Genomic DNA, 20,086 nt, shown 5'->3' on the forward strand with positions numbered 1-20,086 from the left:
GCATGCGGACAGAACACGGGGACCAACCCCTCTCGGTGGTGATCGGTGCAGGTGGCACAGGCGGACACATCTATCCGGGCCTGGCGCTGGCCGAGGCCCTGCGCCGAGCCGACCCGCGAGCGGTGATCTCGTTCGTGGGTACCGAGCGCGGCCTGGAGACCAGGCTGATCCCGGAGGCCGGCTACCGGCTGCACACGGTCGACATGATCCCCTTCGACGCCGCCCTCGGACTGCGCCGCTACACGCTGCCCGCCGCGCTGCTGCGCTCCGGCCGGCAGTGCCGGGAGATCCTGCGGGCCCAGGGTGCGCAGGTGGCGGTCGGCATGGGCGGCTACCCGAGCGCGCCGGTGATCGTCGGGGCCCGGCTGGCCGGCCTGCCGAGCGTGGTGCACGAGTCCAACGCCGTGCCGGGACGGGCCAACCGCTTCGCCGCCCGGCTCACCCCGCACCTGGCGCTCGCCTTCGACCGGACCCGGTCCCACCTGCCCACGGGCCGGCGGGTGGAGACGGTGGGCATGCCGCTGGTGGGCGCGGTGGCCCGGCTGGACCGGGCGGCGCTGCGGGCCGAGGCCCGGCGCCACTTCGAGGTCCCGGAGCACGCCCGGCTGCTGGTCTTCAACGGGGGCAGCCTCGGCGCCACCCGGCTCACCGAGGCCGCCGTCGACCTGGCCGAACGCTGGCGGCACCGCCCCGACCGGCGACTGCTGGTCAAGACCGGCCCCACCGCCCTGGACGAGGTGCGGGCCCGGCTGGCCGGCAACCCGGTGGCGCGGGCGGTGCCCTACCTGGACCGGATGGACCTCGCCTACGCGGCGGCCGACCTCATGGTCTGCCGGGCGGGCTCGGCCACCGTCGCCGAACTGGCCACGACCCGGATGCCCGCCGTGCTGGTGCCCTACCCGCACGCACCCCACGACCACCAGACGCACAACGCCCGGGTGCTCTCCGACACCGGCGCCGGCCTGCTGCTGCCGGACGCCGAATGCACCGGCGAACGGCTGGCCGCACTGGTGGAACCGCTGCTCGCCGACCCGGCCCGGCTGACGGGGATGGCGGCGGCGGCCGACCCCGGTACCCACGCGGACGCCGCCGACCTGCTGGCCGCCAAGGTGCTGGCCACCATCCGCCGCGGCGTGCCGGCCACCGCGTCCGGGCCCACCACCGAACCGGACGGCCCCCGAGGGCCGCACCGGGCGAACGGCCCGCACGACCCCCACGACCGATACGACCCGTTGACCAGCGACAACCCGCCCCTGCACACCTGGAGGACGACATGACCGCGCAGACCGACGACCGCCGCCCGCAGCCCTCGAACGACGCTTCCACGCCCGCCGACTGGACCGGACGCACGGTGCTGGTCACCGGCGCCGAGGGCTTCATCGGCAGCACCCTGGTCGACCTGCTGGTGACCCGGGGCGCCCGGGTGCGGGCCCTGGTGCACTACAAGCCGTACGCCGAACGCGGCTACCTGGCCCGCTACCTGGCCGAGTCCGACGGCGCCGTGGAGATGCTCGCGGGAGACGTCCGGGACGCCGGCCGGGTGCTGGACGCGGTCGCCGGCTGCGACACCGTCTTCCACCTCGCCGCGCTGATCGGCATCCCCTACAGCTACCAGGCTCCGGAAGCCTACGTGCAGACCAACGTGGTCGGCACCCAGAACGTCGCAGCCGCCTGCCTGCGCCACGGCGCCAGGCTGCTGCACACCTCCACCAGCGAGGTGTACGGCAGCGCGATCACCGTCCCGATCAGCGAACACCACCCGCTGCAGCCGCAGTCCCCGTACTCCGCCTCGAAGATCGGTGCCGACATGGCGGCCCTCTCCTACTGGAATTCCTTCGAACTGCCGGTTTCGGTGGTCCGCCCGTTCAACACCTACGGGCCGCGCCAGTCCGCCCGCGCGGTGATCCCCACCATGCTCGCCCAACTCCACTCCGGGGCACGGCAGATCAAGCTCGGCTCACTCACCCCCACCCGCGACTTCAGCTACGCCACGGACACCGCCGAGGGCTTCCTGGCCATCGCCCGGGCCGATCGCACCATCGGCGAGGTGCTCAACCTCGGCACCGGCCACGAGATCTCCATCGGCGACCTGGCCACCGCGCTCATCACCACCAGCGGCCGCGACGCCGAGGTCGTGGTCGACCCGGGTCGACTGCGCCCCGGCGGCAGCGAGGTGGCACGGCTGCTCTCCGACAACCGCAAGGCGCGCGAACTCGCGGGCTGGCAGCCGCGCGTCGACCTGGCGGAGGGCCTGCGCCTCACCTCCGACTGGGTCGCCGAGCACCTGCACCTGTTCGCGCCCGAGCGCTACCAGGTCTGACGCGGAGGTGACCCGCGCGGCCACATCGGCCACATCGCTCGGGTCGGGCCACGTCGGTCGGGTCGGGTCGGGGCGGGCCGGGTCGGGAGGGCGCCCCGGCCGCTGCCCCGGCGCCGTCGGGCACCGGGGCAGCGGGCCCGGGACGATGAGGTCACCCCGGGCAGGCGACGGTGCTACCGCGCCGCCGCCTGCCCGGCCGGGACCGCACCTTCGAGGCCCCGGCCGGGCAGGGCCCGCAGGATCGCCTCGACGCTCTGCTTGGCGTCGCCGAAGAGCATGGCGGTGTTGTCCCGGAAGAACAGCGGGTTCTGCACCCCCGCGTAGCCGGAGGCCATCGAGCGCTTGAAGACGATCACCTGCTCGGCCTCCCACACCCGCAGGACGGGCATCCCGGCGATCGGGCTGCCCGGGTCGTCGGTGGCGGCCGGGTTGACGGTGTCGTTGGCGCCGATGACGAGGACGACCGAGGTCGCGGCGAAGTCGTCGTTGATCTCGTCCATCTCCAGGACGACGTCGTAGGGCACCTTCGCCTCGGCGAGCAGCACGTTCATGTGCCCGGGCAGGCGCCCGGCGACGGGGTGCACCCCGAAGCGGACCTCGACCCCGCGGTCGCGCAGCCGCTGCGTCAACTCGGCCACCGGGTGCTGGGCCTGGGCCACGGCCATGCCGTAGCCGGGGGTGATCACCACCGATCGGGCCCGGTCGAGCAGCCCGGCGGCCTCCTCGGCACGGACCTCGCGGTGCTCGCCCTGCTCCTCGCCCCCGCCGGACGGGGCCTCGATGCCGAAACCACCGGCGATCACGGACAGGAAGGAGCGGTTCATGGCCTTGCACATGATGTACGACAGGTAGGCACCGGAGGAGCCGACCAGCGCCCCGGTGACGATGAGCAGATCGTTGTCGAGCAGGAACCCCGAGGCGGCCGCGGCCCAGCCCGAGTAGCTGTTCAGCATGGAGACCACCACGGGCATGTCGCCGCCGCCGATCGAGGCGACCAGGTGCCAGCCCAGGGCGAGCGCCAGCACGGTGACCGCGACCATCAGGGCCGGGCCCGGGCTGGCGGTGAACCAGACCGTCAGGCCCAGGAAGGCGGCCAGCGCGCCCAGGTTGAGGGCGTTCTTCCCGGGCAGCGTCAGCGGACGCGAGGCGATCCGGGCGGACAGCTTCAGGAAGGCCACGATGGAGCCGGTGAAGGTGACCGCGCCGATGAAGACGCCGATGAAGACCTCGGCGTGGTGGATGCCGAGCAGGTCACCGGCGATCCGGGTCTGGCCGGACCCGTGGGACTCGACCTCCAGGTAGCTGTTCCAGCCGACCAGGACGGCGGCGAGACCGACGAAGCTGTGCAGGACGGCGATCAGCTCGGGCATCTGGGTCATCTCGACCCGCCGCGCCCGCCACAGCCCGGCCGCACCGCCGAGCGCCATCGCGATCACGATCAGCGCGACCGCGCCGGCGGTGATGCTCTGCGCCGCCACCACGACGGTGGCGACCAGCGCCAGGGCCATGCCGGCGATGCCGTAGACGACACCGGCCCGCGAGGTCCGGTGCTGGGAGAGCCCGGCGAGGCTGAGGATGAACAGCAGCGCGGCGACCAGGTCCGCGGCGTGCGAGGCCGTCGTGGAAGTCATCGGGTTCGACGCCTTTCGGGGGAGGTCGAGAACATCGACAGCATGCGGCGGGTCACGGCGAAGCCGCCGAAGATGTTCACGCTGGTCAACAGCACGGCGATGAAGGACAGCACGGTGACGACGCGGCTCTCGTGGCCGATCTGCAGCAGGGCCCCGATCACCACGATCCCGGAGATCGCGTTGGTCACCGACATCAGCGGGGTGTGCAGGGCGTGGTGCACCTTGCCGATGACGTAGTAGCCGATGACCACGGCGAGTGTGAACACCGTGAGGTTTCGGGCGAGTTGGGCCGGCGCGAAGGCGGTCAGCAGGAAGGCCGCGAACATGCCCGCGCCGATCAGGCCGAAGCGCGCCGCGGGGCCGAGGCGGGGCCGTCCCGGTTCCACGGCCGCGGATGCCGGCGCGAGGGGTTGCGCGGCCGGAGCGGCGGACACCGCCACGGGCGGCGGCGGCCAGGTGATCCGGCCGTCGCGGACGACCGTGACGGCCCGCTGGACCACGTCGTCGAAGTCCAGGGCCAACCGGCCGTCCCGGTCGGGCGTCAGCAGCTTCAACAGGTTGACCAGGTTGGTGCCGAACAGCTGCGAGGCCTGTGCGGGCAGTCGGGCCGCCAGGTCGGTGTACCCGATGATGGTGACGCCGTTGTCGGTGACCACCGTCCGGCCCGCCACGGTGCCCTCGACGTTCCCGCCCTGCGCGGCGGCCATGTCGACGACGACGCTGCCGGGCCGCATCGCCGCCACGTCCTCCGCCGTGAGCAGCCGCGGGGCCGGGCGGCCGGGGATCAGCGCCGTCGTGACGATGATGTCCACGTCCTTCGCCTGCTCGTGGTACAGCGCGGCGGCGGCGCGGTCGTACTCGGCGGAGGTCGCCTTGGCGTACCCGTCGGCGCTCGCCTCCTGGACGACCTCCACGGCCAGGTACTCGCCGCCCAACGACCTCACCTGGTCGGCCACTTCGGGCCGTGGATCGGTCGCTCGTACGATCGCGCCCAGGCTGGACGCGGCGCCGATGGCGGCCAGGCCGGCCACGCCGGCACCCGCCACGAGGACCTTCGCCGGCGGGACCTTGCCCGCGGCGGTGACCTGGCCGGTGAAGAAGCGCCCGAACACGTGGGCCGCCTCGATCACCGCCCGGTACCCGGCGATGTTGGCCATCGAGCTGAGCACGTCCATCGACTGCGCCCGGGAGATCCGCGGGACGGCGTCCAGGGCCAGCGCGGTGACGCCCTGGGAGGAGAGTGCCTTGAGCAGTTCGGGGTGCTGTGCGGGCGCGATCAGGCCGATCAGGGTGGTGCCCTCGCGCAGCCGGGCGATCTCGTCGTCCGTCGGGGCGTTGATCTTCAGGACCACCTCTGCCGCCCAGGCGTCGCCGATGCGCGCCCCGGCGTCGGTGTAGGCGGCGTCGGTGAAGCCGGAGGCGGCGCCGGCCCCCGGTTCGACGACGACGTCGTAGCCGAGACCGAGCAACTGCCGCACCGTCGCCGGTGTCGCCGCGACGCGGGCGTCCCCGCTGGACGACTCGGCGACCACGCCGATGGACCGGGGTGGGGGTTGGGTCGGGACAAGTGCAGACATGTCTGGTGTCTCCCTCGTCGAAAGCGCTGCTGACCGGGGGGATGCGCGGCCGGGGAGGATCCCCGGCCGTTGGTCGAAGGAACGTACTCCTACCCAGTCTGCGAACCGATGGCGCGAACCAGTGACGAGCCTCACTCAGCCGTACGGACACCGGCCGGGCGTGGCCGGGCGTCCGCCGCCTCCCGAGGGTGGTGGGCCCCTCCCGCCGGCGGTCCGTCGCCCTTACCAGTGCGGTCGGCGGCTCCGGCCGGAATTCCGAAGTAATTCACATCCTTCGGCTCAAAACCACTGGGGCCGGGTGTTTCCGGTCGGTCCCCTGACTACGCCGCGTGCCGCGGCACGATGACTGGCCCAGGTCATTCGGGTTCCTGTCCTCGGAGGCCGAGGAGGCCCACCGCCTCAAGGGCCAGTTCCCGCTGATCGCGGCCATGTTCTACCCCAACGCGACCGGGGACGAGCTCGACCTCGAAGTGGACCAGCAGAGCTGGTACTTCCTGTTCGACGACGCGCTCGACGAACAGTGCGGCCGCACGCCCGAGCGGGTCCGCCACCTGGTCGGGCTGGTCAAGGAGGGCACCGCGGGAGAGGCGTCCCCGCTGCCCCTGGCCGCTGCCTTCGCCGACATGCGGCGTCGCGGCTGCCGGGACATGCCCGAGGACTGGGTCCAGCGGTCGGCGGCCCACTGGGCCTCCTCCCTCGACCACCACGTCCACGAGGCGCGCAGCCGGCAGTCCGGCACGCCGATGTCCCTGGGAACCTACCTGCGCGTCCGGCGCCACACCATCGGCGTGGCACCCGTCATCCACCTCGCCGAGCGGCTGTCCTCGTGCGTCCTGCCGGACCACCTCTACGCGCTGCCGCACCTGTCGGTCATGCGGGAGATGACGAAGACCTTCATCATCTGCGACAACGACATCGTCTCCCTGGACAAGGACGAGGCGCTGGGGGAGCGGAACAACCTGGTCCTCTGCCTGGAACGGGAGCACGGGCTCTCCCGGCAGGAGGCGGTCGACCTGGCCCTCCGCCGCCGGGCCGAGGCCCTGGACCTGTTCACCGGCGCCCACCGGGCCCTGCTGGGCAGTGCGACGGCCGGCCGGCTCGACCCGGCCGAACGCGACCTGCTCCAGCGCTACTGCACGGAGGCGCTGCAGACCACGGTCCGCGGCGCCCACGACTGGCACCACGTCTCCACCCGGTACCGCGGTCAGCGACCGGCGCCCCCGTTCCACGACCGCGCGCGCAGCCCGTTCCAGGACCGCACCGCCAGGACCCGACACAGCCGAGGAGCAGCACCACGCCCGACCACCGCCCGGCGTCCTTCGTCGCCTCCGAACGGGACCGGACCTGCCCGTTCGACCCGTCGCCGGACCTGCGCCGGATGCGCGACGAGGACGGCCTGCCCCGGCTGCGCGTCCTCCACCCGGTGCGCGGCGAGATCGAGGCCGTCGTCGTCACCCGGTACGGCGACGTCCGGGCCGCCTTCGCGGACGAGCGCCTGGTGACGGGCAACGGCATCGACCCGGCGCTGCCGCACACGCTGTTCAACCACCCCGGCTTCCTGGCCGCCTACAGCGGGGCGGAGCACGGCCGCCTCCGGCGGATGCTCATCGGCGGCTTCACCGTCCGTCAGGTCGAGCGCCGGGTCAGCAACTGGCCCGGCTGGAACTGAAGATCGCCCTGCCGGCCCTGCTCCGCCGCTTCCCGACCCTGCGGCTCGCCGCCCCCGAAGCCGCCGTCCGCTACCGCCGGGGCTCGACGGTCTACGGCGTCGAGGCGCTCCCGGTCACCTGGTGATCTGTGGGCCCGTCGACCGCCGGTCGGCGCGGCGGCCGACACCGGACGTACGGGAAGTCCGGGGGCCGGGGTTGCGTCGTCGGCGGTGTCGCGGGCGAGCGGGCGCCGGGAACGGGCGAGCGAGCGGATCCTGCCATCGTGAACCGTTCGTCCACCGCGGAGGTTTGCCTTCACTTTGCCTGATCAGGGGTCAAGTGAGAGGGGCGTGGCGGCAACGAAATCCCTCTTTCCGGTCATTCCGCCGACCGCGTCTACCGTTCCGGCGAGCCGCGGCCCTACGGTTGTTCCATCCGATCCGTTCGCACACCCCGGGGATGGCATGGATATGAGGAAGCGATTCGCGGTGTTCGCACTGGCCACGGCCGTGGCCGGAGCGGGATTCGTCGGCATCTCGTCGACGTCGGCCTCCGCCACCACGACGGCGCTGAGCTGTGGCAACAAGCAGTTCTTCACCGGGAGCGGCGGCCACGCGGGTGCGTCGATCAGGTGTACGGGCGGGCCCTTCGTCGCGGACGTGACGTGCTTCAAGCCGGGCTACGGCCGGTACCACCACTACGGCAACCGCGTCGAGAGCGGCGGCACCTCGACCGTGTGGTGCGACCTCAACGCCACCGCGGAGAACGTGACGGGCCTCGCTTCCTGAACCCGCGTCACGGAAACGGGGTCGGAACACCCGCACCGGAGGGTGAACTCCGAAGGCCCCCACGGAGCGGGCGCGGCGGCGCGCCCGCTCCTGCACGTTCAGTGGCGGAACAGCCCGCGCCGCTCCGCTTTCGCCGACGGCGCCGGGACGCCGTCTCAGGCGGGCAGCACCCACTTCTGGTTGGCGCCGCCGGTGCAGTCCCAGATCTGCACCTGGGTGCCCGCGGTGGTGGACCACCCGGGGTCGTCCAGGCACTTGTCGGACTGCGGGTTGTACAGCGAACCGTCGGAGCGCGGGATCCAGACCTGGGAGCCGGTGTTGTTGCAGGCGTAGAGGTCCACCGCTGTGCCGTTCGCGGTGCCGGCCGCGTACACGTCCAGGCACTTGCCCAGCACGTGCAGCGTGCTGCCGGCCTGGACGACCGTCCACTGCTGGGCGGGGGTGCCGTTGCAGGTGTAGATCTGCACCGGGTTGTAGTCGGCGGTTGAGGCAGCGCGGTCGTCCAGGCAGAGGCCGCCGTAGCCGGTGATCGCCGAGCCGCCGCCGCTGCCGCCGGTGGTGGAGGTGTACGCCGCGACGGATGCGACGCTCATCGTGGCCCCCGAGGTGGTGGCCGCCGTCGGGGTAGTGCACCCGCAGACGCCGTTGGGGAAGCCGCCGCCGATGGCCAGGTCGAGGATGATGGACAGCGGGTGGTCGAAGGCCTGCTGCCAGACGGCGGTGCCGACCTGGTTCTCCGTCACGGTGAAGTACGCGGTGCCGTCGAGGTACCAGGTGATCGACTCGGCGGCGGTGTTGGTGCGGTCCAGGACCATCGTGTAGTCGTGGTAGCCGCTCTGGCAGCCCGGGCAGGCGCGCAGACCGCTGCCGATCCCGTTGCCCTCGTTGCACACGCCGCCGGGGGAGGTGCCGCAGTGAACGGTACCGGCCACCTGCGAGCGGGCGTTGACGTCCTCCATGATGTCGATCTCGCCGTTCTCGGGCCACTGCCCCGGGCCCAGCATCCAGAACGCGGGCCAGTACCCCAGCCCGCCGGCGGGGGCGGGCTGCATGATCGAGGCCGTGACCTCCAGCTTGCCGCCGGCCGGCGCGCCGGCGACCGCGTTCGGCGTCCGGATCCGGCCCGAGGTCCAGGAGCCTCCGCTGCCGAGGGCGGTGATGTCCAGGTGGCCGTTGCCGTCGAGGTGGACGTTGGCGGTCGAGTCGGTCATGGTCTCGATCTCGCCGGTTCCGAAGTTCGAGCCAGGGCCGGTGTCGTACGTCCAGTTCGCCCCGGACGGCCGTGTGCCGGCGGGGCCCGCGAAGTCGTCACTGAACACGGTCGTCCACCCCGGCGGCGGCCCGGCGGCGGCCACCGGGGTCGCCGCCGTCACCATGGTGGTGGCGGCGGTGGCGGGCGCCTGGCCGAGCAGCGCGACGAGCATGCCGAGGGTGGCCAGGACCGCGAGTCGGCGGCCGGGCCGGGTGAGTTGGCTGGCGCGTCGGCCGGTGCGGCGGCGCGCGTGGTCACGGGTCATCTGCGGCTCCCAACGGAAGGGGCGCGGACCCGGCCCGCGAGGTGGGGTGGGGGCCGGTTCCGCGGAGCGGAGCGGAGCGGGGGTTCCGGTCCGGCGGATCCCGCCGGACGAGCCCTGGAGTCGTCCCATCGTGTGCTGAGCTGAGGCGCATTCAACTCCTGTACCTGTCAAGGCGTCAAGAGGCTGGAACGGCGCTCCCTGGCGTCAACTCGTGAAGGCCCTCGTTCGAAGGCTCTGGCGATCAACGCGGTCCTGGCGACATCCGCCCTCGTGCCGGCGGCCCCGGCCGCGCAGTCCGACGACCATGGCGGCCGGCAGCCCCACCACGGCGAGGACCACGACGCTCCCGCCGGGACGCTCTGCCCGTTCCACCTGCACATCACCGACCTGCTCGACCAGGAGGAGATCAGGACCGTCGGCCGCTACCCCGACGGCTCTCCCGAGAGGTCCTCCGGCGCAGGCCGCTGATCCTGCGGTGCACCGACGTGGACACCAGCGCCCAGGTCGACCGCGACCGGAGCGGCCGGGCGACCGAGCACCGCCTGCCGGACGGCAGCACGCCGTGGGGGCGTTCCGCGCCCTTCGCGCGTCTCCGCCGAGATCCACCCCGGCAGGTCCCCGGGTACGCGACCCCCGCCGCCGAGCGGATCGAGGTGAGAGGGGACGGGATCGGTGTGAGACTGGGCAGGAGAGGGGTGATCACCGTGTCGGACCCACCGCACGCGTCCGCCGGTTCCGACACCGCTGTCGACGAGCGTCGGCTGGAAGAGCTGATCATCGAGGCGCAGACGGCCTTGCCGGTCGAACTGCCCGCCCTGGCGAACCGGTGCGCCGCGGCCCTCGGCATGGACGCCGCGCTGATCTACCTCGTCGACCTGCAACAACGGCTGCTCGTCCCACTCGACGAGACCTCGGAACCGGTGCCGGTGGACCGCTCGCCGGCCGGCTGGGCTTATCGCAGGCTCTCCCCGCAGGTGGCGGCCGACGACGGCGGCATGATCGTCTGGATGCCGCTGGTCGACGGTGCGGAGCGGCTGGGCGTGCTGGCGGTGCGGACCGCCGCGCTCGACGGCGTTCGGATGCGCCGCAGCCGGATGCTGGCCCATCTGTTCGCCACGCTGATCACCTCCAAGCGCACCTACAGCGACTGGCTCGCCTCCCTCGCCCGGACCACGACCATGGGGTTGCCCGCCGAGATGCTCCGGGCGTTCCTGCCGCCCAACACCGTCGGCAGCAGCCGGTGCGTCTCGACCGCGGTCCAGGAACCGGCGTACGACGTCGCCGGCGACGCCTTCGACCACTCGGTGGTCAAGAACGTGCTGCACACCATGATCCTCGACTCCATGGGTCACGATCTGACCGCCGGACTGACCACGTCGGTGGCCATGGCGGCGGCGCGCAACGCCCGCCGGGCCGGCCGCGCCCTGGCCGACGTCGTCGGTTCCGTCGACCAGGCGCTCGCCCGATGGCTGCCCGACCATTTCTGCACCGGAGTGCTGTGCAGACTCGACGCGGAGACCGGGGTGCTGCACTGGCTCAACTGTGGTCACCCACCACCACTGCTGATCCGTGCCGACCGGGTGCTCCACGGAGCGCTGGACAGCCCCCCACAGCCCCCGATCGGCCTGGCCGGCCAACTCGCCCCGGCAGCCCGGCAGGTCCACGAGACGACGCTGGAACCGGGCGACCGCGTCCTGCTCTACACGGACGGCGTCGTGGAGGCCCGCGACACGGACGGTGCGGAGTTCGGCCTCGACCAGTTCGCCGACTTCATCATCCGCTCCTCAGCCGCCGGCCAGCGCCCGGCCGAGGTGCTGCGGCTGCTCATCCACGCCATCCTCGACCACCAGCGCGACCAGCTGCGGGACGACGCGACCATCCTGATCTTCGAATGGCGCCCGCAGCACCCGTGACGCGCTGTCGCCCCTGCCCTTTGCCGCCCGTTCGCCCGTTCGCCCGTTCGCCCGTCCGCCCGTTCGCCCGTTCGCCCGTCCGCCCGTCCGCCCGTCCGCCCGGGCGATCGGGCCTCACGATCGGAACCACGGGCAACCGCGAGAGGGCCCGCGCCACGCGGATCGCGCGGGCGCGGGCCCTCTCGGGTCATCCCAGTGGTCCCTGTCCGGCCGGCCCCCGGGGTGAGGGGGTGGGCGGTCGAGATCGTGGGTGTGTTGCCGGGCCGAGGGATCGGCTCAGTACCAGTGGTGGTTCTGCCAGAAGGCCCAGGCGGCGTTCGGGCTGCTGTAGCGGGTGTTCATGTAGTCCAGCGCCCACTTGATCTGGGTGGCCGGGTTGGTCTTCCAGTCGGGACCGGCCGAGGCCATCTTGGAGGCCGGCAGCGCCTGGCCCAGGCCGTAGGAGCCCGAGCTCGGGTTGGTCGCGGTCACGTTCCAGCCGGACTCGTGGGAGATGATCTGGCTGAAGGAGGCCAGCTGGTTCGCCGGGACGATCTGGGCGGCGATGGCCTGGGGGGAGGCGGTGGCGGCGTTCGCGGTGGCGGGGACGACGGCGGCACCCAGGGCGGTCAGGCCGGCGGCGCCGGCCAGGATCGCGGCAGAGGTACGCATGCGGAGCTTGAAACTGGGCATGTAGGGCAAGACCTCAATCGGGTTGGGCCGAGCCGCGCCCCGTGCTGGACCGTGGCCGGACAGGGGCCATGACGGTCGCGGGGCGTGACCCGGCAGTTAGCCGTTCACCGGCGGGACAGGAGCCGGTGTGGCTGGATGCGGCAATTGTTGCCAGGTGGGACCGGTTGTCGACAAGACCCCCTTGTTACGATCCGCCGTCGTATTCACGGGGGTGGGGCGTGCTGGTTCGCAGGGCGGATCGCACCGCCGACAACCGTGCTGAGCTGGGAAGATGCAGCGACCGGGGTTGGCGGGTGGCGCCGGGAGTGGCCACTATCGCCCGTCGTCGACCTGTTCGGGTGTGAGCGGGCTCACTGTTTATGTCGCTTTTCAGTCGATTTTTCCGTTGCTGACCGAGTCGTCACCCGTGCTCTGAGTGCCGGCGACCTGCCTGGATCGAGACCCGCGTCACACGCCCGCCGCCGCGACGAGGGCACCGGTGACTTCGTCGCGGACGATGACCACCGCTGCCCGGTGGCACCGGGCGAGCCGACGGTGCGGTGCCGTCCTATCGTGTTCGGAGGGGGTGAGCGTGCCGAGGAGCTGCCATGGCTACGGCGAGATGGTTCTTTGAGTCAGGTCACACTGCGGCGGAGTTCAGCGCCAGACACATGATGGTCACCTACGTGCGCGGACAGTTGAAGAACGTGCGCGGCTTCCTGGTGATCGACCCGGACGACCCGGAGAAGGCCCAGGTGGAGGCGACGATCGACGCGACGCAGGTGTACACCGGACAGCCCGACCGCGACGCCCACCTGCGCAGCGCCGACTTCTTCGATGTCGAGCGTTTTCCGACCTGGACGTTCACCGGGTCCCGCATCCGGCAGGTGAGCGCGAACGACTTCGAGGTGACGGGCGAACTCACCATCCGCGGAGTGACACGCTCCGTGACGTTCGATGTGACGTACCTGGGACAGTGGGACACCCCGTGGTGGGAGGGCGACCGGGACCTGGGCCCACGGCGCCGGGCCGGATTCGTCGCCAGGTCGCGCATCAACCGCCATGACTTCGGCGTGAGCTGGAACGACGTGGTCGACCGGGGTGGTGTCGTCGTAGGCGACATGGTCGACGTCACGGTCGATGTCGAGGCAGTCCTGGAGCCCACTGCGACGGCAGGCTGACCCGCACAGGGGGAACACGGGCGCGATCGCGGGGAAGCGCGCTGGTCTCCCGGCCCCGACCGGGGCACCGCCCGGTGAGGCCTTCGACGTGCTGTTCAGCGCCGCCCGCCCCCGGCGCGCTGCCCACCGTGTCCTCCGAGGGGCGCTCGGCCTTCCACCGGCTCCGGGTGTGCGCACCTCCGGGCTGGGTGGCAGCGTGGAGGAGGGACCCGATACGCGGGGACGGCCTGCATGCACAGAGTGGACAGTCACGCCACCGGAGACACGGAACCCGGCGGACCGGGGGAACACCGGTACGCCGGGGGGCGGTCGAGTTCGAGGCTGCGGGTGCGTAGTGTCGCCGGGCAGGTGTTCCTGTGGCTGCTGGTCGTCGTGGTGCTGCTGGTCGGTGCCGGGCTGACGGCGCTCGTACTGCAGGCCCGTGGCTACGCCACGAGTGACGCCGCGCACCGCACGCGCGCCGCGGCCGTCACCATGGCGCAGGTCCCCACGGTGGTGAACGCTCTGGACAGCGCCGACCCGACCGCGGTGCTGCAGCCGCTGGCTCTGGACGTCACGGAAAAGGGCGGCTTCGACTACGTCGTGATCGCCGGCCCCGACGGGACGCGCTACGCGCAGACCGCCCAGCCCGAGCTGATCGGGAAGCACCTCATCGGCCCCTACCAGCAGGCCCTCAAGGGACCGATCACCATCAGCTTCACCGTGCCCATCGGACGCGTCGTGGAAAGCAGCGCGCCGGTCACCAGGCCGGACGGCTCGACCGCCGGCCTGGTCCAGGTCGGCTACACCGTCGCGCGGGCGAGCAGCGCGGTGAGCAGGCAGTTGCCGGTCCTGTTCGGCGGCGCGGCGGCCGCGCTCGCGGTGGGCACGGGCGGGGCGGTGCTGGTGCGGCGGCGGTTGCGTCGCCAGACCCACGGGCTGGGCCCGGCCGAGATGACGCGGATGTACGAGCACCACGACGCGGTGCTGCACGCGGTGCGCGAGGGCGTGCTGATCGTCGGCGGGGACGGGCGGGCGGTGCTGGCGAACGACGAGGCGCGGCGGCTGCTGGAGCTGCCGCCCGAGGTGGAGGGGCGGCCGATCACCGAGCTGGGGCTCGATCCGGGGCTGGCGGAGCTGCTGGCGTCGGGGCGGGCCGCCACCGACGAGGTGCATCCGGCCGAGGACCGGCTGCTCGCCGTCAACAACCGCCCCACGGCGCCGTTCGGCGGCGGGCCCGGCAGCGTCGCGACGATCCGGGACACCACCGAGCTGCGGGCGCTGGCCGGGCAGGCCGAGGCGGCCCGGGGCCGGCTGAAGCTGCTCTACGACGCCGGGCTGCGGGTGGGCACCACCCTGGACATCGTGCGGACCGCCCAGGAGCTGGCGGATGTGGCGGTTCCCCGGTTCGCGGACTTCGCCACCGTCGAGCTGGCCGAGGCGGTGCTGCGCGGTGACGAGCCGCTCCCCGGCACGGGCGTCGCCGGAGGCCCGCGGATCCGCCGGGTGGCCGCCCGCGGCATCCGCGAGGACCGGCCGTTCTACCCGGTGGGCTCGCAGATCAGCCCGCTGCCCGGCACACCGGAGGCCACTGCCCTGGGGCGCGGGCGTGCCACGCTGGTGGCCGACCTGCGGCAGGCACACGCCTGGCGGGCACGCGATCCGCGGACCACCGACCGAATCCTGGCGTACGGGGTCCACTCGCTGATCTCCACGCCGCTGACAGCGCGCGGACGGGCCCTGGGCACGGTCAGCTTCTGGCGCGCGGGGCAGTCGGAGCCGTTCGGGCCGGAGGACGTCGCCTTCGCCGAGGAGCTGATCGCCCGCGCGGTGATCTGCGTCGACAACGCCCGCCGCTACACCCGCGAGCGCCGGATGGCCGAGGCGCTGCAGCGCAGCCTGCTGCCCCGGGGACTGCCCGAGCAGAGCGCCCTGGAGGCGGCCTACCGCTACCTGCCGGCACTGAACACGGTCGGCGGGGACTGGTTTGACGTCATCCCGCTGCCCGGCTTCCGCGTGGCACTGGTCGTCGGCGACGTCGTCGGTCACGGCCTGCACGCGGCCGCCACCATGGGCCGACTTCGCACAGCCGTCCTCAACTTCGCCGCCCTCGACCTGCCTCCGGACGAGTTGCTCGCCCGTCTCGACGAACTGGTCGCCCGGCTCGACCAGGACGAGGCGGGAGAAGGCGACGTCGAGGGCCAGGACGAGGGTGAGAGCGAGCGGACGGTCACGGGCGCCACCTGCCTGTACGCGATCTACGACCCGGTCTCCGGAGACTGCACCATGGCGCGGGCGGGTCACCCACCGCCCTCACTGGTGCGCGCCGACGGCAGCGTGGAGTTCGTCGACCTGCCCGCCGGGCCACCACTGGGGGTGGGCGGTCTGCCCTTCGAAACCACCGAACTCCAGCTGGCGCCCGGTGCCGTCCTGGTCCTCTACACCGACGGACTCGTCACCAGCCGCGAGCGCGACCTGGAGACCGGACTCGCCGCGCTGCGCCGTTCCCTGGCGAGCGCCCACGCGGACGCCTCCCCGGAGGACATCTGCCGGGCCGTGTTCGACACGCTGGCCCCGCCGCGTCCGAGCGACGACGTCGCACTCCTCGTCGCGCGCACGCGACTGCTGGCGCCCGACCAGGTGGCCACCTGGGACGTACCCGACGACTTCTCCGCCGTCTCCCGCATCCGCAACGCATGCGGCGACCAGCTCACCGCCTGGGACCTGGAGGAACTGACCTTCACCACCGAGCTGATCCTCAGCGAACTGGTCACCAACGCCATCCGCTACGGCACCGAGCCCATCCGCGTCCGCATGCTGCGCGACACCAGCCTGGTCTGCGAGGTCTCCGACGGCAGCAGCACCGCCCCGCACCTGCGCTACGCGGACACCACGGACGAGGGTGGCCGCGGCCTGTTCCTGGTGGCCCAGCTGGCCGAACGATGGGGAACCAGGTACACGGCACGAGGCAAGGTCATCTGGGCGCAGCAACCACTGGCCGCACCCGAGCAGCAGTTCCAGGCGATGCTGTTGTGAGCCCCGCGTGTGACTCGCGCTCGACTCCGCCCTTCCCGGCGTCACCACCTGATCGTCCGGGATCCGGCAAGGCAGCTGAGCGTCGACCCCACCGGAGCCACCATCCTGCGCCTGGTGGTCGCCGACGCAACGGAGGCGACCACGTCGACTGGGCGGCACCGTTGCTCGCCTGCTGACCCAGTGTCCGACAGACGCGGTGCTCCGGCAGGCGCGGTGGCGAGGGACGGGACCCCTTCTGCGTGACCGCGACTGCCACGCACCCGGCCGTGGGATGTCGCGCCGTTCCGCTGGACGTGCGGGCACGGCGGGGCCGCTTCAGGGTGGCGGCCCCGCCGTGGGTCAGGGGTCGAGGAAGGACATCAGCCGGTGACCTGGACGACTGCGGTCCGGCCGGCGGTGACGGTGACGGTGGCGTAGGTGTAGGTGGTGCCGTCGACGGTCGTGGTCCGGGCGGGCTGGGTGGTCCCGTTCACGGTGATGCCGGTGTGGTTGCCGGGGAACCGGGCCGTCCAGGTGAGGCTTCCGGTGGCGGAGGTGTTGGTGAGCGTGGACGTGGCGGCGCCGTCGTGGCGCAGGGTCACCGTGTTGCCGCCGACCGGGATGGAGGCGAGCTGGAGCCAGCCGATGTCACCCGGGAGCTGGGACGTGGTGGTCAGTGACCGGCCGGCGGCGTCGGGCTGGACGCCCATCAGACCCTGGACGGTCTGGCTGAGGAGCGTGTAGGAGATCTCGGGGTAGTCGGCGTTGAGGAAGCTGCCGTGCGAGGCGTTGACGTTGCCGTAGACGTACTGCATCCACTTCCAGCCCGTGGCACTCATGTTGTGGGCGAAGAAGACGTCGGGCAGGTAGGTGTCGGCTTCGAGGTTGTCCGGGGCGCCGGGGCCGGAGGCCTGGGCGTCGATGAAGGTGAGGTAGTTGGTCTGCCGGGCGCCGGGGTCCATGATGCCCTTCAGCGGCATGAACCAGGAGTTCTCCTTGCCCCAGCCCGTGTAGGCGGTGCCGTTGACGTCGTAGGCGCGCACCACGTTGGCGGGGTTGGCGGGGTCGACGCTCCAGGTGGAGTTGTAGTAACTCTTCAGCCGCGCCGCCTTGTTGGCGTACGTGGTGGCGCCGGTGGCGTCGCCCTTGGCCTTGGCGAGGGCGGCGGCGGCCAGGTAGGCCTGGTACTGGGAGCCGATGGCGTCGCCGGATTCGGCGAGGGTGGCGCCGTTCTCGTTGTAGCTTGCCACGCCCTGGAAGATGTCGCCGCTGGTGGCCTGGGCGACGGGTGTTCCGCCGTTGTCGATCGGGCCGGTGTGCCCGTTGATGTACGGACCGACGGTGTTGGCGACGAACGTGGACAGGGTCGGGTCGTTGAGGTAGTCGGTGTCGCCGGTCCAGGTGTAGGCGTCGTTGACCTTCTGGGCGAGTTCGAAGGCGGCGGGGAGCTCGCGGACGAAGGAGGTCGGGCTGTTGTAGTCGATCGCGCCGGGCGTCTTGGCGTCGAAGTTGACAGACCAGTACGGGTCGTAGCCCTGGGCGGGGGTGGCGGAGGCCGCGAACGAGCGCAGCATGGTCTTGTTGGCGGCGTCGAGGCCGAGCAGGTGCGCGCCGACCAACTGGTGGGCGAAGTCGCGGGAGTAGTAGTAGGGGCGGAAGGGGTAGCCGGCCCAGACGGTGTTGGAGTAGACGCCCTGCTTGTTGGGATCACCGTTGATCGGGCCGGTCACGCCGGGCTGGGTGGCGAAGGAGTTCGCCTTGGTCTTGGCCCAGTTGAACAGCGCGGTGACGGTGGCGTTGGACGAGCTGAGCTGCGGGTCGTTGGGCGCGGAGGGGGTGACGGTGACGTCGTCGACGTTGACCCAGCCGCTGGGGGAGGAGCCGATCACCAGGGTGATGCTGTCACCGGCGTTCACATGGACGTGCGGCACGGTGTACAGGGCGTAGGTCGACTGGGCCGGGACGGTGAGCGAGCCGGCGGTGGTGCCGTTGACCTGGACGGTGAGCGTGCCGCCGGCGGCGCCGGAGGCGATCCAGGCGCTGACGTCGTAACTGCCGCTCTGGGGCGCGGTGATGCTCTGGCTGACGCGGTACCCGGTGCCGGCGTCGAGGTAGGCCAGTCCGGAGCCGCTGTGCGGGTTGTTGGTGGCGGTGCCGGCGTGGGCGGTGAACGTCCAGCCGATGCCGCCCTGTTCGAAGCCGGGGTTGGCGAACACCAGCGGGTCAGCGCGAGTGAGCAGCCATTCCTGGTTGGCGCCGCCGTTGCAGGTGTACTGCTGGATCTGGAGGTTGGGGGTGGTGGCGCCGCCCGGCAGGTCGAGGCAGAGCGCGGCGTTCTGCGGGTGGATGATGGTGGCGCCGTCGGGCGCGGTGGTGAGAGCGAACTGCTCGTTGGCGCCGCCGTTGCAGGCGTACTCGATGATCGGGGTGCCGGAGGTGGTCGAGCCGCCCTGAACGTTCAGGCAGGTGTGGGGTGCGGCGCGGTCGGCGATGGTGTAGCCGCCGTGGCCGTTGGCGGTGAGCTGCCAGCGCTGGTTGAGCAGCCCCTGGCACGGCTGCTGGACGACCGGCGTCAGGTCGGCGGTGGCGGCCCACTGCCCGCCCAGGCACTGGCCGGACGCGCCGGAGGCGAGGGTGTAGCTGCTTCCGGCGACGACGGGAGCGCTGGCCGCGGCGTGGGCCGCGGTGGCGGGTGCGAGGCTGAGGGCGCTCGCGGCCAGCGATATCAGGCCCAGGTGGGCGTGGACACGGCGGCTCGTGAGGTGGGGCAAGGGGTCCTCCGACATCGTTGTGGGGGATGGAGCCCCGGCGGCCTCAGGTGGGCGGCCGCCGGTCGTGGTGGGGGCCGGTCGTGCCGCGCACGACGACCTCGGGTTGGAACATCAACTCGCCGACCGGCACCTGGCGCCCGGCCAGCAGGCCGACCAGGCCGCGGGCGACCTCGGTGGCCAGCCGGTCGACGGGCTGGCGCACGGTGGTGAGCGGTGGGTCGGTGAACTCCATCAGCGGGCCGTCGTCGTAGCCGATCACGGAGACGTCCTCGGGGACGGCGAGGCCCTGACGGCGGGCGGCGCGGATCGCCCCGAGGGCCATCTGGTCGCTGCAGGCGATCACGGCCGTGGCACCCCGGTCGAGCAACTGCTCAGTGGCGAACTGGCCGCCCTCCACCGAGTAGGTCTGGCGGACGATCAGCTCGTTGTCGCCCAGGCCGAGGGCCGCCATGGCGGCACGGTAGCCCTCGACCCGCCGGTCGGCGGGCCGGTTGCCGACCGGGCCGGCGGCCATGGCGATGCGACGGTGGCCGAGCCGGTGCAAGTGGCGCACCGAGAGCTCGGCGGCGTACACGTCATCGGTGGAGTACGCGACCGAACGTCCTTCCTCGAAGCGGCCGTTGATGCACACGTACGGGACGGCCCGGCTCTCCAGCAGCTGCACGACCTCGGGGTCGACGGTGTCGAGCGTGTTGCTGGCCGAGCAGAACACGATGCCGCTGGCGCCGAGGTCCAGCAGCGACTTGAGGAAGTCCCGTTCCTGGACGCCGCCGGGCAGGGCGGGGCAGACGACGGCGCGCAGGCCGTGGGGGGCCAGGGCCAGGCCGATCTTCTCGGCCAGCAGACCGAAGATCGGGATCGACAGACCGGGCGTGATCACCCCGATGATGCCGCCGCCGGTGATGCCGCGCTCGTATCCGAGCTCCTCCATCACCCGCTCGACCGCCTGGCGGGTCTTCTGTGACACGCCGGTCTTGCGGTTCAGGACCCGGCTGACGGTCGCCACGCTCACTCCGGCGCGCTCGGCCACCTCGGCGATCCCGACCTTCTCGTGCTCCACTGCGGCCCCCAACTCGTGCTCTCTGCTCGTCTCG

The 20,086-nt window shown here is 72.2% G+C and carries 15 protein-coding genes; 9 read left to right on the top strand and 6 right to left on the bottom strand.

Annotated features, from left to right (window positions below; translation table 11 throughout):
* Positions 1-2 precede the first annotated feature (2 nt).
* Complete coding sequence (locus ACH4J0_RS10915; RefSeq protein WP_396238487.1) at positions 3-1,277, top strand: UDP-N-acetylglucosamine--N-acetylmuramyl-(pentapeptide) pyrophosphoryl-undecaprenol N-acetylglucosamine transferase; 1,275 nt, start codon at positions 3-5, stop codon at positions 1,275-1,277.
* Positions 1,274-2,320, top strand: a complete 1,047-nt coding sequence (locus ACH4J0_RS10920; RefSeq protein ID WP_396238489.1) for an SDR family NAD(P)-dependent oxidoreductase — start codon at positions 1,274-1,276, stop codon at positions 2,318-2,320. The genes ACH4J0_RS10915 and ACH4J0_RS10920 overlap by 4 nt, the downstream gene beginning before the upstream one ends.
* Positions 2,321-2,493: 173 nt before the next feature.
* On the opposite strand, the gene pntB is transcribed toward ACH4J0_RS10920, so the two are convergent.
* Entirely contained in the window at positions 2,494-3,951 is a 1,458-nt protein-coding gene (gene pntB, locus ACH4J0_RS10925) for a Re/Si-specific NAD(P)(+) transhydrogenase subunit beta (RefSeq protein ID WP_396238491.1), read from the bottom strand.
* Positions 3,948-5,528: a Re/Si-specific NAD(P)(+) transhydrogenase subunit alpha gene (locus ACH4J0_RS10930; protein WP_396238493.1), complete on the bottom strand. Its 1,581-nt coding sequence runs from the start codon at positions 5,526-5,528 to the stop codon at positions 3,948-3,950. Before ACH4J0_RS10930 ends, pntB begins: the two co-directional genes overlap by 4 nt.
* A gap of 329 nt (positions 5,529-5,857) precedes the next feature.
* Between ACH4J0_RS10930 and ACH4J0_RS10935 the strand changes: the two genes are divergently transcribed.
* From ACH4J0_RS10935 to ACH4J0_RS10945, 3 genes are all read left to right on the top strand, one after another.
* The gene (locus ACH4J0_RS10935; protein ID WP_396238495.1) at positions 5,858-7,030 is read left to right on the top strand and encodes a pentalenene synthase; all 1,173 of its coding nucleotides are present in this window, start codon (positions 5,858-5,860) and stop codon (positions 7,028-7,030) included.
* Positions 6,952-7,197, top strand: a complete 246-nt coding sequence (locus ACH4J0_RS10940) for a hypothetical protein (protein WP_396238497.1) — start codon at positions 6,952-6,954, stop codon at positions 7,195-7,197. The genes ACH4J0_RS10935 and ACH4J0_RS10940 overlap by 79 nt, the downstream gene beginning before the upstream one ends.
* 450 nt (positions 7,198-7,647) lie before the next feature.
* The gene (locus ACH4J0_RS10945; RefSeq protein WP_396238499.1) at positions 7,648-7,965 is read left to right on the top strand and encodes a hypothetical protein; all 318 of its coding nucleotides are present in this window, start codon (positions 7,648-7,650) and stop codon (positions 7,963-7,965) included.
* 155 nt (positions 7,966-8,120) lie between these two features.
* Here ACH4J0_RS10945 and ACH4J0_RS10950 read toward each other — a convergent pair whose 3' ends face one another.
* Positions 8,121-9,482, bottom strand: coding sequence for a ricin-type beta-trefoil lectin domain protein (locus ACH4J0_RS10950; RefSeq protein ID WP_396238502.1), 1,362 nt, complete (start codon positions 9,480-9,482; stop codon positions 8,121-8,123).
* 270 nt (positions 9,483-9,752) lie between these two features.
* On the opposite strand from ACH4J0_RS10950, the gene ACH4J0_RS10955 reads away from it, so the two are divergent.
* Complete coding sequence (locus ACH4J0_RS10955) at positions 9,753-9,950, top strand: hypothetical protein (RefSeq protein WP_396238504.1); 198 nt, start codon at positions 9,753-9,755, stop codon at positions 9,948-9,950.
* Between the two features lie 227 nt (positions 9,951-10,177).
* Entirely contained in the window at positions 10,178-11,395 is a 1,218-nt protein-coding gene (locus ACH4J0_RS10960; RefSeq protein ID WP_396238949.1) for a PP2C family protein-serine/threonine phosphatase, read from the top strand.
* Positions 11,396-11,671: 276 nt separating this feature from the next.
* On the opposite strand, the gene ACH4J0_RS10965 is transcribed toward ACH4J0_RS10960, so the two are convergent.
* Positions 11,672-12,046 (bottom strand): transglycosylase SLT domain-containing protein, encoded by a 375-nt coding sequence (locus ACH4J0_RS10965; RefSeq protein WP_396238506.1) that lies wholly within the window; start codon positions 12,044-12,046, stop codon positions 11,672-11,674.
* Between the two features lie 608 nt (positions 12,047-12,654).
* On the opposite strand from ACH4J0_RS10965, the gene ACH4J0_RS10970 reads away from it, so the two are divergent.
* Together ACH4J0_RS10970 and ACH4J0_RS10975 are read left to right on the top strand one after the other, a co-directional pair.
* Positions 12,655-13,227, top strand: a complete 573-nt coding sequence (locus ACH4J0_RS10970; protein WP_396238508.1) for a YceI family protein — start codon at positions 12,655-12,657, stop codon at positions 13,225-13,227.
* Positions 13,228-13,458: 231 nt separating this feature from the next.
* Positions 13,459-16,242, top strand: coding sequence for a SpoIIE family protein phosphatase (locus ACH4J0_RS10975; protein WP_396238510.1), 2,784 nt, complete (start codon positions 13,459-13,461; stop codon positions 16,240-16,242).
* A 359-nt stretch (positions 16,243-16,601) separates the two neighbouring features.
* On the opposite strand, the gene ACH4J0_RS10980 is transcribed toward ACH4J0_RS10975, so the two are convergent.
* A complete protein-coding gene (locus ACH4J0_RS10980; protein WP_396238512.1) occupies positions 16,602-18,992 on the bottom strand; it encodes an RICIN domain-containing protein in 2,391 nt (796 codons plus the stop codon).
* Positions 18,993-19,035: 43 nt separating this feature from the next.
* Positions 19,036-20,064 (bottom strand): LacI family DNA-binding transcriptional regulator, encoded by a 1,029-nt coding sequence (locus ACH4J0_RS10985; RefSeq protein ID WP_396238514.1) that lies wholly within the window; start codon positions 20,062-20,064, stop codon positions 19,036-19,038.
* Positions 20,065-20,086: the final 22 nt, after the last annotated feature.

This window comes from Kitasatospora sp. NPDC017646 (assembly GCF_044329365.1).
GTDB lineage: Bacteria > Actinomycetota > Actinomycetes > Streptomycetales > Streptomycetaceae > Kitasatospora.

Excerpts from the sequence above, each read along its gene's own strand:
- ACH4J0_RS10915 (WP_396238487.1), top strand. The coding sequence starts at position 3 with ATGCGGACAGAACACGGGGACCAACCCCTCTCGGTGGTGATCGGTGCA.
- ACH4J0_RS10920 (WP_396238489.1), top strand. The coding sequence starts at position 1,274 with ATGACCGCGCAGACCGACGACCGCCGCCCGCAGCCCTCGAACGACGCT.
- pntB (WP_396238491.1), bottom strand. The coding sequence starts at position 3,951 with ATGACTTCCACGACGGCCTCGCACGCCGCGGACCTGGTCGCCGCGCTG.
- ACH4J0_RS10930 (WP_396238493.1), bottom strand. The coding sequence starts at position 5,528 with ATGTCTGCACTTGTCCCGACCCAACCCCCACCCCGGTCCATCGGCGTG.
- ACH4J0_RS10945 (WP_396238499.1), top strand. The coding sequence starts at position 7,648 with ATGAGGAAGCGATTCGCGGTGTTCGCACTGGCCACGGCCGTGGCCGGA.
- ACH4J0_RS10950 (WP_396238502.1), bottom strand. The coding sequence starts at position 9,482 with ATGACCCGTGACCACGCGCGCCGCCGCACCGGCCGACGCGCCAGCCAA.
- ACH4J0_RS10965 (WP_396238506.1), bottom strand. The coding sequence starts at position 12,046 with ATGCGTACCTCTGCCGCGATCCTGGCCGGCGCCGCCGGCCTGACCGCC.
- ACH4J0_RS10970 (WP_396238508.1), top strand. The coding sequence starts at position 12,655 with ATGGCTACGGCGAGATGGTTCTTTGAGTCAGGTCACACTGCGGCGGAG.
- ACH4J0_RS10975 (WP_396238510.1), top strand. The coding sequence starts at position 13,459 with ATGCACAGAGTGGACAGTCACGCCACCGGAGACACGGAACCCGGCGGA.